This is a genomic window from Pseudoalteromonas sp. SR45-4, assembly GCF_014163535.1.
In the GTDB taxonomy this organism is placed as follows: domain Bacteria; phylum Pseudomonadota; class Gammaproteobacteria; order Enterobacterales; family Alteromonadaceae; genus Pseudoalteromonas; species Pseudoalteromonas nigrifaciens.
Window position 1 is genome coordinate 59,173 of record NZ_JACJDO010000007.1, and the last position, 18,982, is coordinate 78,154.

The 18,982-nt window shown below is 39.6% G+C and carries 16 protein-coding genes, 1 other RNA gene and 1 pseudogene; 11 read left to right on the forward strand and 7 right to left on the reverse strand.

Features of this window, described 5'->3' with window-relative positions:
* The first annotated feature begins 199 nt into the window (after positions 1–199).
* From H5058_RS05145 to H5058_RS05155, 3 genes are read left to right on the forward strand one after another with little or no spacing between them, the layout of a single operon-like run.
* The gene (locus H5058_RS05145; protein WP_179807624.1) at positions 200–1,618 is read left to right on the forward strand and encodes an efflux transporter outer membrane subunit; all 1,419 of its coding nucleotides are present in this window, start codon (positions 200–202) and stop codon (positions 1,616–1,618) included.
* Positions 1,608–2,909: an efflux RND transporter periplasmic adaptor subunit gene (locus tag H5058_RS05150; protein ID WP_182677165.1), complete on the forward strand. Its 1,302-nt coding sequence runs from the start codon at positions 1,608–1,610 to the stop codon at positions 2,907–2,909. The genes H5058_RS05145 and H5058_RS05150 overlap by 11 nt, the downstream gene beginning before the upstream one ends.
* Positions 2,906–5,989 (forward strand): efflux RND transporter permease subunit, encoded by a 3,084-nt coding sequence (locus tag H5058_RS05155; protein ID WP_011327260.1) that lies wholly within the window; start codon positions 2,906–2,908, stop codon positions 5,987–5,989. Before H5058_RS05150 ends, H5058_RS05155 begins: the two co-directional genes overlap by 4 nt.
* Before the next feature lie 138 nt (positions 5,990–6,127).
* Here the strand turns inward: H5058_RS05155 and ssrS are convergent.
* Positions 6,128–6,309, reverse strand: a non-coding RNA gene (gene ssrS / locus H5058_RS05160) — 6S RNA.
* A gap of 193 nt (positions 6,310–6,502) precedes the next feature.
* Between ssrS and H5058_RS05165 the strand changes: the two genes are divergently transcribed.
* From H5058_RS05165 to H5058_RS05180, 4 genes are read left to right on the forward strand one after another with little or no spacing between them, the layout of a single operon-like run.
* Positions 6,503–7,066, forward strand: coding sequence for a UPF0149 family protein (locus H5058_RS05165; RefSeq protein WP_011327261.1), 564 nt, complete (start codon positions 6,503–6,505; stop codon positions 7,064–7,066).
* Positions 7,067–7,094: 28 nt separating this feature from the next.
* Positions 7,095–8,417 (forward strand): Xaa-Pro aminopeptidase, encoded by a 1,323-nt coding sequence (pepP, locus tag H5058_RS05170; RefSeq protein WP_182677167.1) that lies wholly within the window; start codon positions 7,095–7,097, stop codon positions 8,415–8,417.
* A gap of 15 nt (positions 8,418–8,432) precedes the next feature.
* A complete protein-coding gene (gene ubiH, locus H5058_RS05175; RefSeq protein ID WP_182677169.1) occupies positions 8,433–9,623 on the forward strand; it encodes a 2-octaprenyl-6-methoxyphenyl hydroxylase in 1,191 nt (396 codons plus the stop codon).
* Positions 9,620–10,786, forward strand: a complete 1,167-nt coding sequence (locus tag H5058_RS05180) for an FAD-dependent oxidoreductase (RefSeq protein WP_089367786.1) — start codon at positions 9,620–9,622, stop codon at positions 10,784–10,786. The genes ubiH and H5058_RS05180 overlap by 4 nt, the downstream gene beginning before the upstream one ends.
* A 117-nt stretch (positions 10,787–10,903) precedes the next feature.
* Here the strand turns inward: H5058_RS05180 and H5058_RS05185 are convergent, their stop codons facing one another.
* On the reverse strand, positions 10,904–11,914 hold the full coding sequence (locus H5058_RS05185; RefSeq protein ID WP_182677171.1) for an AraC family transcriptional regulator: 1,011 nt from the start codon (positions 11,912–11,914) through the stop codon (positions 10,904–10,906).
* Between the two features lie 96 nt (positions 11,915–12,010).
* On the opposite strand from H5058_RS05185, the gene H5058_RS05190 reads away from it, so the two are divergent.
* Both H5058_RS05190 and H5058_RS05195 read left to right on the forward strand, forming a co-directional pair.
* On the forward strand, positions 12,011–12,454 hold the full coding sequence (locus H5058_RS05190) for an SRPBCC family protein (protein WP_089368931.1): 444 nt from the start codon (positions 12,011–12,013) through the stop codon (positions 12,452–12,454).
* Positions 12,451–13,272 carry a sterol desaturase family protein gene (locus H5058_RS05195; protein WP_182677173.1) on the forward strand — a complete coding sequence of 274 codons (822 nt, stop codon included), beginning with the start codon at positions 12,451–12,453 and terminating at the stop codon, positions 13,270–13,272. Before H5058_RS05190 ends, H5058_RS05195 begins: the two co-directional genes overlap by 4 nt.
* A gap of 11 nt (positions 13,273–13,283) precedes the next feature.
* Here H5058_RS05195 and H5058_RS05200 read toward each other — a convergent pair whose 3' ends face one another.
* The 4 genes from H5058_RS05200 to H5058_RS05215 form a co-directional block, all read right to left on the reverse strand.
* On the reverse strand, positions 13,284–15,122 hold the full coding sequence (locus H5058_RS05200) for a DUF4105 domain-containing protein (protein WP_165743286.1): 1,839 nt from the start codon (positions 15,120–15,122) through the stop codon (positions 13,284–13,286).
* Positions 15,123–15,201: 79 nt separating this feature from the next.
* Positions 15,202–15,684, reverse strand: coding sequence for a DUF3015 domain-containing protein (locus H5058_RS05205; protein ID WP_002962856.1), 483 nt, complete (start codon positions 15,682–15,684; stop codon positions 15,202–15,204).
* 170 nt (positions 15,685–15,854) lie between these two features.
* Positions 15,855–16,244 carry a hypothetical protein gene (locus H5058_RS05210; RefSeq protein ID WP_024605803.1) on the reverse strand — a complete coding sequence of 130 codons (390 nt, stop codon included), beginning with the start codon at positions 16,242–16,244 and terminating at the stop codon, positions 15,855–15,857.
* Entirely contained in the window at positions 16,241–16,546 is a 306-nt protein-coding gene (locus tag H5058_RS05215) for a hypothetical protein (RefSeq protein ID WP_024605802.1), read from the reverse strand. Before H5058_RS05215 ends, H5058_RS05210 begins: the two co-directional genes overlap by 4 nt.
* A 273-nt stretch (positions 16,547–16,819) precedes the next feature.
* Between H5058_RS05215 and H5058_RS05220 the strand changes: the two genes are divergently transcribed.
* Both H5058_RS05220 and H5058_RS18435 read left to right on the forward strand, forming a co-directional pair.
* The gene (locus H5058_RS05220) at positions 16,820–17,239 is read left to right on the forward strand and encodes a VOC family protein (RefSeq protein WP_010554617.1); all 420 of its coding nucleotides are present in this window, start codon (positions 16,820–16,822) and stop codon (positions 17,237–17,239) included.
* A 630-nt stretch (positions 17,240–17,869) separates the two neighbouring features.
* Positions 17,870–18,070, forward strand: coding sequence for a hypothetical protein (locus tag H5058_RS18435; protein WP_024605800.1), 201 nt, complete (start codon positions 17,870–17,872; stop codon positions 18,068–18,070).
* Between the two features lie 57 nt (positions 18,071–18,127).
* On the opposite strand, the pseudogene H5058_RS18690 reads toward H5058_RS18435, so the two are convergent.
* A pseudogene (locus H5058_RS18690) lies at positions 18,128–18,978 on the reverse strand (GGDEF domain-containing protein).
* Positions 18,979–18,982: the final 4 nt, after the last annotated feature.

Here is an 18,982-nt window from a genome sequence, read left to right on the forward strand (position 1 = left end):
CCCCTTAATTATATAAACCTGCTTATAGTTACTTTCAACTTTACAGTTAATGAACTTAGTGATCATTAATACCGAAATAGAGTATAAATAGTTATCCGATAGTTTATGGCTAATTATGTAATGTTATGTAAAGTAAGTTGAGCGTTTTAGTTCAAAGTGCTTGAATTACATTATAAATAGCAGTAATTCAGGTTTAATTATGATTTGGCAACAATACCAGCCAACTTTATTGGCACTCAGTATTGTGCTGCTCAGCGGCTGTGCGAGCAATATAAATTCACAGCAGCGCGAACAAGCACCCAGTAATGTACCGCAGCAATGGCAACAAAAAACCTCTGCGCCGGTATTACACGTACAACAGCAATGGCTTACACAATTACAAAATCCACAGTTAAATCAATTTGTGGAGCAGGCACTTAAAAATAACCAGCAGCTTTTACAAAGTAGTTACGATGTGGCGATCCAAAAGCAGCAGTTAATTGTGTCGGGCGCTGCATTGTGGCCAACCTTGGACTTATCTGCGCGTACTAGCCGCAGTAAGAATAACCGCCCAATTAGTTATAATAATGCAAGTTCAGTGAGCTTGAATTTAGGTTACGAAGTTGATTTATGGGGCAAGCTGTCAGATTTTAATCGCCAAGCTAATTTAAACTACTTAGCGCAACAGGCGCGCTTTGAACAAGCCAAACAACAGCTAGTTGCCGATGTAGTAAAGGGCTGGTTTGATGTAGTAACCGCAAAGCAATTACTTGATTTATATAAGCGCCGAGAAGCCAATGCTTTGCAAAATCTTGATATTATAGAGTCAGGTTATCGTCAAGGATTAAACGAAGCACTCGATGTTTATTTAGCTCGCAACGAGCTAAATAATGAGCGTTCACGTATTGCTACTCAGCAAGCTAGCTTATTAACTACAGCAAGAGTACTTGAGCGTTTATTGGGAGATTATCCAAAAGGAATTATCTCGGCAAATAATGACCTACCAGTTATCAATACCGACATTCCACTAGGTTTACCCTCAGAGTTAATTACCCGAAAGCCAACATTACGTGCAAATTGGTATCAGCTTTTAGCAAGTGATGCAAACTTGGCTTATGCCCACAAGCAACGTTTTCCAAGTTTAAATTTAACGGCAAGTTTAAGTGATACTACTGATAGAGTAAGCGATTTGTTTTCGCCATCTAGCCTAGCATGGTCATTACTTGGCAGTATTTCAGCGCCTATTTTTAATGGTGGCCGGTTAAAAGCGAATGAAGAAATTGCGCGTTTAAATAGCCAAAAACAAGAGCAGCAGTATTTACAAACACTTTACGATGCTTTTAGCGACGTAGAAAATGCGATTACGCTACAGCAATCACTTAAAGCGCAATATACAAGCACGCTAGAAGCACAAGAAAATGCCCTTGCTGCCGAGCAATTATCGTTTGAGCAATATCAAAGTGGCTTGGTTAGCTACACTACAGTGCTTGATGCACAAGGGCGCTCGTTCGATGCTCAAAGCTCCTTAATTAGTATTAAAAATCAATTGATAGCAAACCGAGTTAATTTACACCTTGCCCTTGGTGGCGATTTTGCAAACACTTCAACCGAACTACAGAGTAATAGCAATGAAAACTAAAATAGCAAAAATTATTATTCCAATCGCGGTTATTATCGCCACTATTTTAATCGTCATGTTTATTAAAGGTAACCCGCCAGAAGCTAATCGCTTTGGTGCACCACCAAAAGCATCAATTAACGTAGCAGTTCAAATGTTGCAGCCGCAAAATTATCAAGTGATGGTAGACAGCTACGGCACAGTAAAACCACGTACACAAAGCTTATTAGTTGCTCAAGCATCGGGTTTAATTATAAATATAAGCGATGACTTTAGAGAAGGTGGTTTTTTTAAAAAAGGTGCGGTACTAATCCAACTCGACGATAGAGACTATCAAGCAGAGGTTAAATCGGCACAGGCTAACTTATTAACAGCAAAGCAAGGCCTTTTAGAAGAACAAGCCCGCGGGCAGCAGGCTATTACAGATTGGCAGCGTTTAGGTAATGATAAACCTGCAAGTAGCTTGGTACTACGTGAGCCACAATTAGCTGCAGCACAAGCACAAGTATTATCGGCGCAAGCAACACTTGAAAAAGCCAAGTTAAACTTAGAACGTACCCAAATAATAGCGCCTTTTGCAGGACGAGTACTTAGTCGTAATGTAGATTTAGGCCAAGTTGTTAGCAACAATACTCAGCTTGCTACTATTTACGCAATAGACAGCGTAGAGATTCGGTTGCCAATAAAAAACAAAGACCTACCTTTTATTAATTTACCTGAGCAGTACCGCGACGGTGCTAAAAACCAGGCCGGATCCGTGATTAAATTTAGCTCTGATTTAGTTGGTGAGCAAACATGGCAAGGGCAGTTGGCGCGTACCGAAGGTGCTATTGATGAAAGTGCACAGCAACTCTACGTGGTTGCTAAAATTAATGACCCTTATAAAGCAACACAAAGTAATCAATACCCAATAAAAATAGGGCAATACGTTAAAGCGCAGATCACCGGAAAAACAGTTTCTGATGCACTTATTATTGCAAATAGCACTATTTATCAGGGGTCTTACGTTTATATTGTTGAGCAGGGAGTATTAAAGCGTAAAGATATAACGCTTGCATGGCAAAATGCCGCTTTTGCAATGATAAAAACCGGCTTAAAAGCAGGTGATAAACTTGTTATTACGCCACTGGGCCAAGTTAGTTCGGGTACACAAGTGAATATTTTAGGCGAAGATAATAAAGCGACTAAACCACAAAGTATGAAGCAACGCCCAACAGCAGAGCAATTAGCACAACAAGCAAAAGAGCAAGGCATTAGTGTTGCAGAGCTAGTAAAAAAACGTCGCGCAGCAAAGCAAGGAGATAAGCCATGATTGCTTGGTTTACCAAAAACCATGTTGCTGCCAATTTATTGTTAGTAACTTTGTTGCTGTCTGGGCTGTTTAGTTTATCGACGAAAATACCGATCGAAGTATTTCCTTCGTTTGAAACCGATATGATCAGCATTCAGGTTAGTTTACGTGGCGCGACGCCAGAGGATGTTGAGCAAGGTGTCACTATACGTATAGAGGAGTCTGTACAAGATTTAGAGGGTATAAAGCAAATATTTAGCCGCTCATCTGAAGGTTCGGGCTCTGTCACTGTTGAAGTGGAAAGCGGCTACGATCCTCGAGAGTTGCTCGCTGATATAAAAAGCCGTGTTGATGCTATTAATACCTTTCCTGGGGATGCTGAAAAACCCATCGTTGCTCTAGCTGAGCGAAAACGAGAGGTTATAGCGGTAACTGTATCTAGTGATTATGGCGAAAAAGAAACTCGCGAGTATGCAGAGCAAGTACGCGATCAAATATTACGTTTACCCAGTGTAACGCAGGTTGAGTTAAGTGGCGTGCGCGACTACGAACTGGCTATTGAAGTAAGCCAAGATACATTGCGCCAATATGACTTAACACTGGCGCAAATTTCTAATGCGGTTGCTAACTCAAGCTCAGACATTTCTGCGGGTAACTTAAAAACCCAAGGTGGCGATGTACTTATTAGCTCAAAAGGACAAGCATACCGAAAAGATGAATTTGCCAGCATAGTGGTTAAAAACCAAAGCGACGGTACTATTATTCGCTTAGGTGATATAGCCACAATTAATGACGGCTTTGAAGAAACCCCAGTGCGTACACGTTTTAACGGAAAACAAGCCGCTTTTATCGACGTATACCGAATAGGCCCACAAAGTGCAATTACTGTTGCCGATGAAGTAAAAGCTTATATAAATGCCCAGCAACCTTCATTGCCGCAAGGTTTTGCATTAAGTTATTGGGATGACGACTCAGAGCTAGTTAAAAGCCGTATTGCCACACTCACCACTAACGCCTTGCAAGGCGGTATTTTAGTGCTGGCACTGCTAACCTTATTTTTACGCCCAGCTATCGCATTTTGGGTGTTTATTGGTATTCCGGTGTCGTTCATGGGGGCATTTATTGCTATGCCTATTTTTGGCGTAACGCTTAATGTAATGAGCTTGTTTGGTTTTATTTTAGTACTCGGTATTGTGGTTGATGATGCCATAGTCACCGGAGAGAACGTTTACACCCATTTAAAAACAGCCGAATCGGGCGAACAAGCTGCCATATTAGGTACCCAAGAAGTAGCAACGCCAGTGACTTTTGGTGTATTAACCACGGTAGCGGCCTTTTTGCCATTAGCCTTTATTGAAGGTGCACGCGGGGCATTATTTGCACAAATTCCGGTGGTGGTTATTCCGGTATTATTGTTTTCTTTAATTGAATCTAAATTTGTTTTACCTGCACATTTAAAATATATAAAGCTACGTCACCAAAAAGGTAAGCAATCAAAGTTTGATCTGCTACAGCAACGTTTTGCTGATGGCTTTGAAAGTGCGATTTTAAAATATTATCAACCTATTCTTAATTTAGCTCTGCGCCATAAACTGGCAACGGTGAGCTTATTTGTTGGCGTGTTTTTAATTATTTTAACTATGATCACCAGTGGTTGGACTAAGTTTGTATTTTTTCCACGTATTCCCAGCGAAACCGTACGGGTAAACTTAACCCTGCCTGCTGGCACACCGTTTGAAGTAACTAATAAATATGTGATTGATATGTCGCAAAAGGCCCAGCAATTGCAAGAAAAATACCGTGACCCTGATACGGGTGAGAGCGTTATTTTAAATATTTTAGCAACAACGGGCGGGCGCGGCGGAGTATCTAACTCAGGCGCAGTACGCTTTGAAATTACCCCAGCTGAAAAACGTGATTCAGATATAGGCTCACGCGAGCTTGCCAGTGAATGGCGCGAATTAATTGGCGTTATTCCCGGCGCTGAAAGTCTCACCTTTAGAGCCGAAATAGGTCGTAGTTCAGATCCAATAGATGTGCAGCTTAGCGGTACATCGTTAAAGGTTTTACAAGACGTGGCAGATCATATTAAAACGCGTTTATCGACCTACCCAACTGTATTCGATATTGCCGATAGTATGTCTGATGGTAAAGAAGAGTTACAAATAGAGCTTACAGAGCAAGGCTTAGCGCTGGGTTTAAATAGAGTAAATGTAGCAGGGCAAGTGCGTAACTCGTTTTTTGGCTCGCAAGTACAAAGGATCCAACGTGGGCGAGACGATGTGCGCGTAATGGTACGTTTGCCTATTGATGAAAGACGCTCGGTAGCCGACTTACAAAATATACTCATAAACACACCTGCCGGTGGCTCAGTGCCTTTATCGCATGTGGCTATTTTAATTACAGGGCAAAGCCCGTCTACTATCAATCGAATCGATCGTTACCGTACTTTAAATGTGACCGCCGATATAGAAAAAAGCAACACTAACATGACCATACTCCAAGCTGATTTATCCCAGTATTTGGATGAGCTAATGCAGCAATACCCAGGAGTTGATTATGCATTAGAAGGAGAAGCAAAAGAGCAAAGAGAGTCGTTTGGTTCACTTGCTTGGGCGTTAGTATTTGTATTTTTTATTATTTATGCGCTATTAGCGATACCGTTTAAATCGTATTTACAGCCATTAATAGTAATGAGTGTTATACCCTTTGGCATGATAGGCGCTGTAGTAGGGCATTGGATCATGGGAATGGAATTAACCATTATGAGCTTGCTTGGCATGCTAGCATTAATTGGCGTAGTGGTTAATGACTCGCTGGTATTAGTTGACTATATTAATAAAAAACGCACAGAAGGGATTGAATTAATTGAGGTAGTTAAACTTGCCGGCGCGTCACGTTTTCGCCCAGTTATGCTAACTAGCTTAACCACTTTTATAGGATTAATGCCGTTATTATTTGAAAAAGCGACTCAAGCGCAATTTTTAATTCCTATGGCTGTGAGCTTAGGCTTTGGAATTATATTCGCCACCTTCATTACTTTATTGCTAGTACCGGTAAATTATATGCTCATGGAGCGTTTTCAGGGTTGGTTTAAGTAAATAAGTGTAAGCATTTAGAGTTTAGCTGTAAGTAAGGAATTGCTTGCAGCTTTTTTTTGCCAAAGATTATAAAAATAATTTAGAAAGTTATAACAAAAAAGACAAATAAATAATAAGAGGGATTATAAAAATAAGAAGGTGTTCCCCGAAGTGTGGTGTTGGTGTCAGTCCTGAAACCTTGAGGTTTCAGGGCGGGAATCTGCGGTTTACCGTAGGCTTCTCGGTACATGCCGAGCTTGCACAATAGTATACGAACAGAAACCCTGGTATAAAATTTATCGGCTCAGGGACTTAACCAAGCTCCAGCACCCCAGGGAACAAATCCAGTATATAAGACATAATCGAAAGCTTAAACCCCAAAAGCAAAATATTATTTTGTTTGCGTGGTTATTGTGCACTTATTATTAGTTATTTACTTATGAGTGTGCTTTTTAGCCATAAATATGTTTTTTATTGGAGTTGCTTTTTATCGAGTGGTAGCATTGCCTTAACTAGCAAAATGAAGATATGACAATGAGCGATTTACCAGATTACGAAGAAGCCCAATTATTATTAGAAAAAAATGAAATATTTGTATCACCGGCCGAAGCGCACGGTGTAATTAGTGGTTTATTAGCTTGTGGGTTAACGATTGACGACAAAGAATATCTAGGGCTGTTAAGTGATGTGTTTAACGATGGTGACTCGTTTAGTAATAATTTAAAACAGTTTTTTGGCAGCATTTATAAGCAGGTCGTTGCTAGCTTTAATGATGAAGAGTTTGCGTTTGATTTGTTTTTACCCAGCGACGATGAAACACTTATAGATCAGGCTAATGGTTTGGTTTCTTGGGTTGCAGGTTTTATGCTTGGCTTTGGTTTAAAGCAAAAAGATTACGGTAAATTATCAGCAGATGTAAAAGAAGTTATTACCGATTTTAGCGAAATTACTCGCCTTGATACTACCTTTGAAGAAACTGAAGAAGACAGCCAAGCACTACATGAAGTGATTGAGTATGTACGTGTGTCGGCATTACTTTGCTTTGCAGAGTTAGGTAAAGATCAAAGTACTGCTAGCACTAAAAAAACACTTCATTAATAGTTTAAGTTAAACGGGTTTGTTGCACATGGTTGAAATACAAAAGTCAGAGTTTAAAGCACGTCGTGAGCGTCTGCTTGCAAAAATGGATAGTAACAGTGTGGCAATTATACCTGCGGCGAGCGAAGTTACGCGCAGCCGCGACACTCACTATGCATTTAGACAAGATAGTGACTTTTTTTACTTAACTGGTTTTAATGAGCCCGATGCCGTACTCGTACTTGCTCCAAATAGCGATACCCCCAGTACATTATTTTGCCTTAATAAAGATAAACTAGCCGAAGTATGGCATGGGCGCAGAATTGGCTTTGAAAAAGCAAAAAACGAATATTTGTTTGATGAAGCTTACCCACTCAGTGAATTAAACGATAAGCTACTCGATATGCTAAATGCAAAAGATGCTATTTATTTTGCACAAGGCGCCTACTCTTCATTTGATACCAAAGTGTTTTCGTTATTAGGTATGCTTCGAAGTGGCTCTCGAAAAGGACTCAAAGCACCGAGTACTTTAAAAGAAATACGTGGCCTTATTCATGAAATGCGTTTGTTTAAATCGCCAAGCGAGATAGATGTTATGCGAGAAGGCTGTGAAATTAGTGCGCGAGGGCACATGCGCGCTATGCGTTTTTCACATGCTGGAGCTACTGAATTTCAGCTAGAAGCTGAGCTACATCATCATTATGCAATGCATGGTGCGCGGCACCCAGCGTATGGCACTATTGTAGGCAGTGGCGACAATGCTAATATTTTACATTACACCCAAAACAGCGACGCCCTTAAAAGTGGCGATCTAGTGTTAATAGATTCAGGTTGCGAGCTACAAGGCTACGCTGCTGATATTACACGTACATTTCCAGTGAATGGTAAATTTAGCCCCGAGCAAGCCGCGTTATATAATATTGTTCTTAAAGCGCAAGAAGTGGCGTTTGCAGAAATTAAACCCGGCGGTTATATGTCGCATGCTAATGCTTTAGCAATGGCAGTTATGACCCAAGGTCTACTAGATTTGGGTATTTTAACTGGCAACTTTAATGAGTTAATAGCAAAGCAAGCCTGTAAAGAATATTACATGCATGGTTTGGGGCATTGGTTAGGCCTAGACGTACATGATGTAGGCGACTACAAACAAAATAATAGCGAACGCGCATTTGCTGCGGGCATGGTTTTAACCATTGAGCCTGGGCTTTATATCAGCGAAGATTCAAATGCACCGCAAAAATACCGAGGTATTGGTATTCGCATTGAAGATAACTTATTAGTAACCCCAAGTGGTTATGAAAATCTCACCCTAAGTGCGCCAAAAACCATAAGCGATATAGAAGCACTTATGCAAAGCAATAAAAGCGCATAAGACTAGGAGAAAAAAGTGCCTAAGCAGTTTGATGTTGTTGTTATTGGTGGCGGTTTAGCCGGTGCTAGCTGTGCGTTAAGCGTGGCTAAAATAAATCCCGCGCTTAGTATTGCTGTTGTTGAGGCGAATGAAGTAAGTAATGACTATCACCCGAGCTTTGATGATAGAAGCATAGCACTTGCTCAGCAGTCGGTAGAGTACTTGCAAGGCTTAAATTTATTTGCATTAAATTCACCGTACGCTACAGCAATTAAAAAAGTAAGTGTGTCTGATCGTCACCATTTTGGTAAAGCAGATATTAACTGTGAAGAGTTTGCTAAAGATGCCCTTGGTTATGTGGTTGAAGTAAACCCGTTTGGCCGCTCGTTACATCAATTATTAAACGCTCAAATAAATATCAGTTTATATTGCCCTGATAGCGTAAGTGCCATTGAACAGCAATTACATAATAATATAGTTACTTTGCAAAGTGGCGAGCAAATAGCCGCCAAGCTGTTAGTTATTGCCGACGGTGCACAGTCGCCAACTCGTAGCTTATTTGGACTTAAGTTTAACACTCAAGCTTATGAGCAAGGGGCTATTATTGCCAATATAGAAGTAGCTGGTGGGCATAATAACCATGCTTTTGAGCGATTTACGCAACATGGCCCCATGGCGCTATTACCTATGAGCAACAACCGCTATTCACTGGTGTGGTGTATGCAGCAACAGCACGTTGAGCAGCACATGGCACAAAGTGAAGACGACTTTATAAGCGCACTACAAAGTGCCTTTGGTTATCGCGGTGGTCAATTTACTAAAGTGGGTATGCGTGCTAATTACCCCTTAGTGTATGGGCAAGTAGAATCGCTTATTGCGCACCGCACGGTAGTAATAGGTAATGCTGCGCATGCAATTCATCCCATTGCAGGGCAAGGGTTTAATCTAGGCCTGCGAGATGTACAAGTACTTAGTAACTTAATTGCCCAGAGCCCAAGTGACTTAGGTAGTTATGCATTTACTCGCGAGTATGCACAGCAGCGCAGCGCTGATATAAATAACGTGATGACCCTAACAGATGGTTTAGTAAGGCTTTTTTCAAATTCATCACGCATACTGGCACTTGGCCGTAGTATTGGGTTGTTTTCGATGGATTTATTCCCCTCTTTAAAAGCGCCATTGGCTAAGCAGTTAATGGGGCAAGTTAAACAAGGTCAAGGTTTATGAAACAAGCACAGGTATGTATTGTAGGTGGTGGCAGCGTAGGGCTTACCTTAGCGCTTGGGTTGGCAAAAGCAGGTATAAGCGTAGTCGTGCTTGACGCTGCGCCAAAGCAAACACCGCCAACAGACGAGTATGGCATGCGCGTAAGTGCGTTGAGTATTGCGAGTCAAACCTTGCTTGAACAATTAAACGTATGGCCACACATAGTTGCTTTGCGTGCTAGTGCCTATACCCATATGGATGTGCGCGATGCAGACAGCTTTGGCAAAATAGCTTTTAATAGTGAGCAACTAGAGCTTGATCATTTAGGTCATATAGTTGAAAACGATATTATTTGCTACGCGCTTGTAAAGGAGCTGGAGCAGCAGCCAAATGCTACGCTGATGTTCGACACTTGTTATCAGCAAATACACCAAAGCGAATCGGATGTATTTGTTACTTTAAAAAGTGGTGAGCCAATCATTGCAAAGCTGCTGGTGGCCGCCGATGGTGCAAATTCGGCAATTCGAAAGCAGTTTAATATGGCGCTGAGCTTTAAAGACTACGACCACCATGCATTGGTGGCTACAGTTAAAACCCAAGAGCCACACGCCAATACCGCACGCCAAGTGTTTTTACCAAGCGGGCCATTAGCATTTTTACCGTTGAGCGATGCCAACACCCATTCAATTGTGTGGTCTACAAACCCAACGCATTGTGAAGAGCTATTAGCAATGGACGACAACCAGTTTAACAAAGCCATTATGGCGGCAATAGACGGCCAATGTGGTTTGTGTGAAGTGCAAAGTGTACGCGCTGCATTTCCACTTAAAATGCGTTATGCCCAGCAATGGGTTGCAGGTAAAGTCGTATTAATTGGTGATGCTGCACATACTATTCATCCGCTTGCAGGCTTGGGGATGAACCTAGGCCTAAAAGATGCCGCTTATTTAATTGAGTTACTAACAAGTGATAATAAAGAATTTGCCAGCACGCGTACTTTACGTGATTACGAGCGCACCCGTAAACTCGATGCGCAAAAACACATTGCCATGATGTACTCTTTAAAAGAGTTATTTGCCGGTGCTAACCCAATTAAAAAACTAATACGTGGAGTTGGGCTTTCAATGGTTGATAACTTAGGCCCAATAAAGCACTTGTTTGCTAAAGAAGCGATAGGAAAGTAAGCGTATTATTAAGCGCACGAGTAAGCGAATAAAAAGCCGTGGTTATTTTAACCGCGGCTTTTTATTACCTATGTTGAATTAAAGAGTTAAGTAACGTTTGATTTTTAGCCAATGTTTTTAGGTAGTGTTTTTAGGTAGTGTTTTTATATATTGCAGTGGGGTGCAGTTATACCAGCGTTTAAAAGCACGATTAAATGAACTTTGGTCGTTAAAGCCAAGTTTAATTGCTATGTTACTTAATGGCTCTTTGCCAATGCACAGTATTACGCGCCTTTTACGCTCTTGCTCAAGTAAGTCGGCAAACGATATTTGTTCGCGCTTTAAATGGCGTTGCAAGGTGCGCGGGGTCATGTTTAGTGCGCCTGCTGTGCGTATTAAACTGCAGTCGATTAAGTCATTTTTAGCTATAAATAACTGGCTGATTTTTTCGGTTAGTAGCTGCTGGCTTTTAAAGCGTGAAAGTTGCTGCTCAGAAACCTGTTTAAGCACTAAATTAATTTGCGTATTGTCGGTTTTAAATGGCAGTGCTAAATAACTGCTCGGAAATACCACTTGGTTATACTGTGCGTTAGTTTTAACGGGGCAGTTAAACCAGTGTGTGAGTACTGTTTTTTCATTGCTGGTAAAAGCTTGGGTAAAATAAATAGTACTGGGCGATAGCTGTGGGTTTAATAGTTGTCGAATAACACTTACCCAAGCGGTCATATTACGTAAAATAACCTGTGGGCTACAGTTAGCATTAGGTAGCCAACGAATAATTGCCAACTCACCTTGCTGTTCAAACTCTGCTCTACCAATATCTGCAACTAAACTGTCGTAGTTAAGCAGTGCGGTAATAGCGCTGGCTAAGTTATTACTCGATTCAATTAAGTAACCCAATATGCCAAAGTCGGCAGTTCGAATTTGCTGACCAAGCTTAAAGCCAAACAAAGGCTCGTTTAGAGTTTGCTGAGCATAATTTAGCAGTGCGTTGTAACTGTTTAAGCTAATGCGTGGCGCGAGTTGCTGAGCTTGCTTATTACTGTATTCATTAAAGTTAATAGCCGACAAAACAGCTTGGCTATTAAGTCCAAGTGTTTCAAGGTAATCAATACAGCTTGAAAAATAATGATCGGCAAGTGTGCTCATATGTCGCCTAAAGCTAAAAAATGGTCGTGTAACAGCAAGTTTGCCACGAAAAAATTTTATATTGTAGGGCATTATGAAAATACTTATTATATAAAAATGATACAAATAACCTTAAAACAAAAGATTGCAGCAACGCCTCTACAAGTCAGAGACGCTTTGCTTGATCATGCGCAATTAGAACGTTTTTTTAATGCTAAATTTGTCCTGTTAAAAAAGCAAAATGAAGGCGAAATTATTGGCGGTAAAGGTGCTATTAGGCAAGTTATAATGGCAGGAGTTCGCTTTGAAGAGCGTATAATTAGCGCCGATAGCAATCATATTAGTTATCAAATAATAGGTAATAAACCAGTTGCAGAGCATCGTGGCGATATTTATTTTTGCGTTAGTGACAATGCCCCAACAAGCACCGAAGTTACCTATAACATACGCTGTAAAACACCTTGGTGGCTGCCAAGCCTAGTGATTAAATTTTTTATTAAAAAAGATATAGCACAAGCGCTTAATAAGCTAAAAGCCAACTTTAAGGGCAACATATCATGAGCATAGAAATAATTTTACTTGCCCTTAGTCCTGTATTTATTATTTTTGTAAGTTATGAATTTATTAAATATCGGCGCTATTACGACATAAAAGACAGCTTGGCGAATACAGCACTGGCGCTTATGCATCAAGGGTGCGATGCGATTGCTTTAATTGTGCTAATGCCATTTTTTTATTGGTTGCATCAATATAGGTTATTTGATATTGAACTGTCGGTGCTGACGATATTTGGCGCATTTTTACTACAAGACTTTTTGTATTATTGGTTTCATAAAGCGTCGCACCATATTCATTGGTTATGGGCTGCCCATGTGGTTCATCACAGTTCAACTAAAATGAACTTTTCAACCGCATTTAGGCAAAGCTTAATGTATCCGCTTGCGGGTATGTGGTTATTTTGGTTGCCAATGATATTAATCGGCTTTGATCCGCTGAGTGTATTTACCGTAGTGGCGCTTAATTTGGCCTATCAGTTTTTTGTGCATACCCAAACGGTAAGTACACTAGGCTGGTTTGAAAAGGTATTTAACACCCCATCGCATCATCGAGTACATCATGCTATTAACCCCGGCTACTTAGATAAAAATTTTGCCGGTGTACTCATTATTTGGGATAAGTTATTTGGCACCTTTGTAGAAGAAGGTAAATCAAAGCCTTGTAAATACGGCATTATAGGGCAGCTTAATAGCAATAACCCAGTCGTTATTACGTTTCATCAGTGGGAGCACTTATTGAAAAGTGTTTATAAGGCATCGGGAATAAAAGCTAAATGTAGAGTGCTATTTGGCTACCCTACAAGTAGCATTAAATATAAATAATATTGAAAAAGTTAAAAGTAAAACTGCATAGCTAAACTCATTGATGAATTATGGCTATGCCATTGAGCATGCTGTACTTTGCTGCGCAGCGATACATTGCGAGAAACAGCGTAATTCCATGTTATAGCTATTTCGCTGTGCTTACTTGCTGCGTTATCAGTTAGCCATAATATATTGCCAGTTAAAGCGAGTTTATGGTTATTGTTTATTTGCCAAATTACACCGGCTTCGCTGCCTATTCCAGTACTAAGTCGGTCGGTTATATCGCCTGTATTTAGCTCAAATTGACCAAGAATATAGCCGTGTAGATTATTAGGATCGCCATAAGATTTACCATAACCTCCTTTTGTAAAAAAGCGGCCTAAACGTTTATTGTCACTTGGTTGTCGGTCAAAGCCCATTTTAAAGTTCCACGACCAGCTATCAAATACGCGGTTATCGGGTGCAAGCGACATAGCATCTAATAAGTAAAAATGTTCAATATCTGCATTTCCTTCGTCAGTAATAGCGGCTTCCAAATCAAAAAAACTAATTTGTGCACCCGCTATAAAACCTTCAGGCCTATCTAGTAAGTCATGATACGCAAGCCTATAACCAAAATTTGTAAGGTTTGCTTGGTTATTATTTTGTACCCTACCTAGCGTTACTTTAGAAGAGCCATGACCTTGCTCTGGAGAAGCAATAGGACGACTTGGCTTAGTAAATGGCGAAGCTACTTTATATTTGCTGCGCATTAGTAGTAGCTTAGTTAGTCGCGGGGCAATTTCTTCACGCTTTAATGCTTTATCGTAAAATTCAAAATTTAACCATTCATACGCCATTTCTAATATTGCGACTAATTGCGACTGTGAGTAATTACGAGTATTGAGGGAGCCACCTTGTATTAACTCTCTTGCATCATCAAGTTGTTCGTTAGTCATTTGAGTAGAGTAATGGTAAAGCTTAGTGCCAAAAGCAGGGCGGTAATTAGGTGATTGTAGTAAGTTGTTATTTCTTAGTACTGCAACGGTATCTGATGGAATAGCTTGCATATTAAATGACGATGTTAAATCAAGGTCCTCTTGTGCGAGTTGTAATAATGCAAGTAATTGATAAGAGCAGTTTTCATCAATAAAAAAGTAATCAAATGTAGCTGATTGTAGCTCCCATAAGTGCAATAAAATAAGCTCTACTTGTGGCTCAGATAAATTAAGTTTGTATTCCCAAATATCACGAGATTCTAAATCATTATATTCGCGTACTTTTTTATAGTACGGCATAAGCGAAAATTTACCAGGATAGCTGCCAATCAGGCCTTTTAGTGCGTACATAGCTGCATTGTCTGAGCCGTCTGGCTCTGCTGCAAAATTAACCGCAAATGCGAGCAACTCTTTATGGCGAGTCTGATCTTTTGCATCAATACGAAGTAAGGTGTGACCAAACATTGATGATGGGCTATTCATAAATGCAGTAGGAAAAACTAACGTAACCCCTTTTGGGTTTATTATTTTTTGCCACGTTTGAAGCTCTGGGCAATTAAGCGCGGGCCAGTTATTTTTAATTTTTGTTTTTAGCCATTTATAGCGTGCTGGAAACCGACAGCGAGATTGTGTTGTTTTTGGGTCAGTATTTTTACCACTAAATGCGGCTATAGTGGCTTCAAGTTCGTCCAGTGGACTTGTTTTACCTATAGGAGATAAAAAAAACTCAGCCCTATCTACTTCACTTTTCCAACCACCTAATGTGGCCCCACGGTAATGACCTAATTTGAGCCAGTAAGGGTCGGTTGCTAAGGTGTCATTTTTAAAACTTTGAGCGTTTACGTAAGTACTAAACAGCGCAATTGATAAAACAAAGAATATTTTTTTCATAATCACTAAACAATAAAAGCCGCTAGAGAAATACTCCAGCGGCTTTATTTATACGTATAAAACCGGCTAATTTAGCTGATTAAGAAAGAGTATAAGAAGCAAGTTGTGCGTTACTTGCAAGAACAGTGTTTAGGTTTTCTAAAACTGTTTGCGAAGTTACGTTTTCAGAAGTAAATACTGAAGAAAACTGTGCTTGAGCAAGCGCGTTGAATGCTGCTTTATCTTGATCTGCAACACCCCAAGCTTCAGCTAGAGTAGCTAAAGTTTCGCCTTCACCTTTTGACATATCACGAGCAAGTTGCTCCATGTTACCGTCAATGAATAAAGCAATTTTTTCTGAAGAAGTTACTGTACCAGTACCATCACAACCTAAAGTACCAAAAGTGATACCAAAAGTTTGGTTACCAGAAGTACCGTTTGTTGTAGCGCCTAAAATTTTAACGCCTTTACCTTGCTGACCTGCAAATAACATAGAACCAAGACCACAACCAATATCTTGGTCAGCCATTGCGTTTGAGAAAGGAAGTAAAGATAGAGCTGCTACTGCGATTAGTTTTTTCATCTTCATAAATCCATATATGTTTGTCTTTATTTAGGGTAAATAAAGTTCGCGAAAGATTCTAACAGACTTGCAAAGAAAAAGAACAGCTTAAAACATGAATATTTTACACTCTAATTTTTCTACTATTTTAAAGTGAATGCTGGGAGAAACTAGACCAGTTCAATAATTTTTTATTGAACTGGTGGCGGCTTTTTACTTCTTGGGGCACCTAACAAAATACAGGTATGGCAAATACATACAGATAAAAATGCACTAATACCCAATGCACCGCCGTAGCCGTCAAGTTTTGGTACAAGATGCTCAAATAAGATTGAAAACAAAATAGATGAGCTTGCTACAGTATAAATACCAAATCGATGTGGGGCGCTCATACCTATAAATGTACCGCCAAAAAATACAATTGCGTATAAATCGGGGTTCAAATTTAAAGCGCTAAAAATTAAATAAGCAATAATAGAAAGTGAAGACGACGCCCTAACCCCGTCAAAGCGACTATGCTTAGCTAAATAAAATGTTAAAAAAGCCCCAAGCAGTACAAGTAATGGATATTCAATACTCATAATACTATTCCTCTGGCTAATACAAAAAGTGCCACACTTGCAAAGGCAACACTACCAAGCTTGCCACCAAAACCTGTAAACATATTCATAGTAAGCACATACAAACTTGAGCCAATAAGCGAAATAATAGCAATTTCCCAGTAACTGGTAATTAAATGAGTTGAACACATACCTGCAAAGCTACCAGCATAAATTGCAGCATACGGATGGTTTTTATAATGTGCAGGAAAAGGAATAAACGAGCCAATAAGTCCCGTTAGCGCAGCAGAAATCACTAAAGGTAATGCAAAAGTAGTGTGCATAGTAAAGCAAGCTACAAAGCCTAAAAAGAAAGTGATGAATTTTAAAAATAAGAATTTAATCATAGCGGCGCATTTTAAACTAATCCTTTTGCGCTTTCTAATACTCTCTAACAAATAAATGTTATAAGTAATTACAAACTTTAAAAGCGTGTTTTTTAAACGGCTTTTAGGTATTAAATATGCTTAATAGTGCCGCTGTTAATGTTCTATAAATCACAAGTTATGTATAATGGCGATAATTTAATGTATTAAAGTGTTAACCAAGGGTTATTTATGTCTAACTGTTTGCATCTGGCTATTCCGGCTGGCGATTTAAAAGTGGCTAAAGCGTTTTATTGTGACGTACTAGGCTGTAAAACGGGTAACAGTGAAGAAGGTCGCTGGGTAGATATAGATTTTTGGGGTAATGAACTTACCTTGCACCAGAGTGTTGAGCGCTTACCAACAGTTCGCCATGATGTAGATATGGGAGCTGTGGCAGTACCTCACTTTGGGATTCACCTCTCTGAAGATGAATTTAACGGGTTAAAAACACGTATTGAAGATGCGGGTATTGAATACCTAGATAAACCATACCGCCGTTTTATTGGTGATGAGTTTGAGCAAGAAACGTTTTTTATTGAAGATCCAAATGGCAATGTGCTTGAAATGAAAACCATGGTAAATCCAGAGGTTTTATTTAAAAAAGTATAAATGCTGTTGTTTAAGTTAAGCTAAAAAACCACTTTAATAAGTGGTTTTTTATAACTATTAATCAGTGTTTTGATAAATTAGTTAATATTTACAGGTAAAAAAATTACGCTACATACATGATTTTTATTCACTCTACAATGTAGGTATAGACACGTAGACTTAATTTAAACTCTCATACTTTATTGTTATTTATGCTGCTTAAACTCATAATTGCACCTTTGCTTATTTTACTAATAACATTCGCCCAAAAACGCTTTGGTAGTTTTGTTAGCAGCATAGTTCCTGGCTTGCCTATTACCTCTGGCCTATTTCTTATTTTATAGCATTAGAACAAGGTAAATTATTTGCAGCTAACTCAGCGGCGGCCTCTCTTTATGGTATGAGCGGTATAGGCTTATTTTGTTTTAGTTACTTGGTTGTTTCACGAAGATTTGGAATGCTTAAATCGCTTTTTACAGCGTTGAGTATTTGGTGTGTATTTAGCGTTATTACTTTATTTTTACCAGTGAATATTATTGTGGCGAGGGTGATTTCGCTTTGTATTTTACTCGGTTTAGCTATTATCTCTACAAGGCTAAATATATCAGTTGATGCAAAACCATTAAATGCCCGCTGGGAGCTTTTGGTAAAATGATATTAGTGACGGGCTTTATCGTGCTTGTTACGTTTATATCGCAGCATATAGGGTCTGCATGGAGCGGGTTAATATCTACCTTTCCGCTTATTTTAGCGGTAATGGGCAGTGTTGCCCATTTTAGTGACAAACAAGCCTCAACGTTTAAAATTCTTAATGGCGGTATTATTGGTTCATTAGGTGGATGTGTATTTTAGCCACTATATAAACCGTAAGCAGTTTGCTAAGCAGGCTACGGTTTTAAATACTTAAAGTTAGCTATCAACTAAAGTGAGCGGCTTTACTTTACGCTGTAGTTTTTCATGATACATAGCGGTGTCGCCGGCTTTTAAAATTTCGTCAATATTTTTAGGAGGCTCACTAAATACGCTGCTACCAATGCTTGCCTTTATAGCAATAGGTTGGTCGTTATGCGTGATGGCGAGTTTATCTAACTCTATTTTTAGATGGTGTGTTTTTGGGCTTACTTGCGCTTTGCTGTAAAAGTGGGCAAGTACTACAAATTCATCGCGCCTAAGCGGCCGACTGCATCGCTGGTGCGTACAATACTTTTTAAACTGGCGGCTACTTTACATAAAGCTTCATCGCCTACGGCATGCCCATAATTGTCGTTTATCTGTTTAAAGTCATCTAAATCTATATACATTAAACATAAAACTCCGCCTTTTTTTGCATGCAGCTCAATCAGCTCTGACGATTTTTTACCCCAGCCACGGCGGTTTAAAATGCCACAAAGGTGATCGTAATCGGCTTCGGTTTCGGCGCGTTTTTGTGCGATTCGCATACGGCTAATACGCCTAGAAACAGCTACTGCTAGTAAAAATGACTCCACAGCGAAAGCCAAAATAAATCCGTAACGTTGCATAAATGGGCTTTGATTAATAAGTAATACTCTAAATATCATGCTTACGAGCACCAAGCTCAATGCTACAAAAACAAGCGTTGCTTCGCGTATTCTTTTGCGAGCCTGTTGTGCCGCTAAAACAAAAATAACAGTCACAATAATTAATGAGCCGTAAGCCATGATGTTGCCAGCTATTTGCCAAATCAAAGTGTTACTGAACAATATTTTTATTAAAGAAAAGCACATAACAGTACCGGCCATAATT

Coding starts and splice junctions, on each gene's coding strand:
- H5058_RS05200 (WP_165743286.1), bottom strand. CDS start 15,122: ATGAAAAAAATATTCTTTGTTTTATCAATTGCGCTGTTTAGTACTTAC.
- H5058_RS05205 (WP_002962856.1), bottom strand. CDS start 15,684: ATGAAAAAACTAATCGCAGTAGCAGCTCTATCTTTACTTCCTTTCTCA.
- H5058_RS05185 (WP_182677171.1), bottom strand. CDS start 11,914: ATGAGCACACTTGCCGATCATTATTTTTCAAGCTGTATTGATTACCTT.
- H5058_RS05215 (WP_024605802.1), bottom strand. CDS start 16,546: ATGCACACTACTTTTGCATTACCTTTAGTGATTTCTGCTGCGCTAACG.
- H5058_RS05165 (WP_011327261.1), top strand. CDS start 6,503: ATGAGCGATTTACCAGATTACGAAGAAGCCCAATTATTATTAGAAAAA.
- H5058_RS05220 (WP_010554617.1), top strand. CDS start 16,820: ATGTCTAACTGTTTGCATCTGGCTATTCCGGCTGGCGATTTAAAAGTG.
- H5058_RS05195 (WP_182677173.1), top strand. CDS start 12,451: ATGAGCATAGAAATAATTTTACTTGCCCTTAGTCCTGTATTTATTATT.
- H5058_RS05145 (WP_179807624.1), top strand. CDS start 200: ATGATTTGGCAACAATACCAGCCAACTTTATTGGCACTCAGTATTGTG.
- H5058_RS05190 (WP_089368931.1), top strand. CDS start 12,011: ATGATACAAATAACCTTAAAACAAAAGATTGCAGCAACGCCTCTACAA.
- pepP (WP_182677167.1), top strand. CDS start 7,095: ATGGTTGAAATACAAAAGTCAGAGTTTAAAGCACGTCGTGAGCGTCTG.
- H5058_RS05210 (WP_024605803.1), bottom strand. CDS start 16,244: ATGAGTATTGAATATCCATTACTTGTACTGCTTGGGGCTTTTTTAACA.
- H5058_RS05150 (WP_182677165.1), top strand. CDS start 1,608: ATGAAAACTAAAATAGCAAAAATTATTATTCCAATCGCGGTTATTATC.
- H5058_RS05180 (WP_089367786.1), top strand. CDS start 9,620: ATGAAACAAGCACAGGTATGTATTGTAGGTGGTGGCAGCGTAGGGCTT.
- H5058_RS05155 (WP_011327260.1), top strand. CDS start 2,906: ATGATTGCTTGGTTTACCAAAAACCATGTTGCTGCCAATTTATTGTTA.
- H5058_RS18435 (WP_024605800.1), top strand. CDS start 17,870: ATGATATTAGTGACGGGCTTTATCGTGCTTGTTACGTTTATATCGCAG.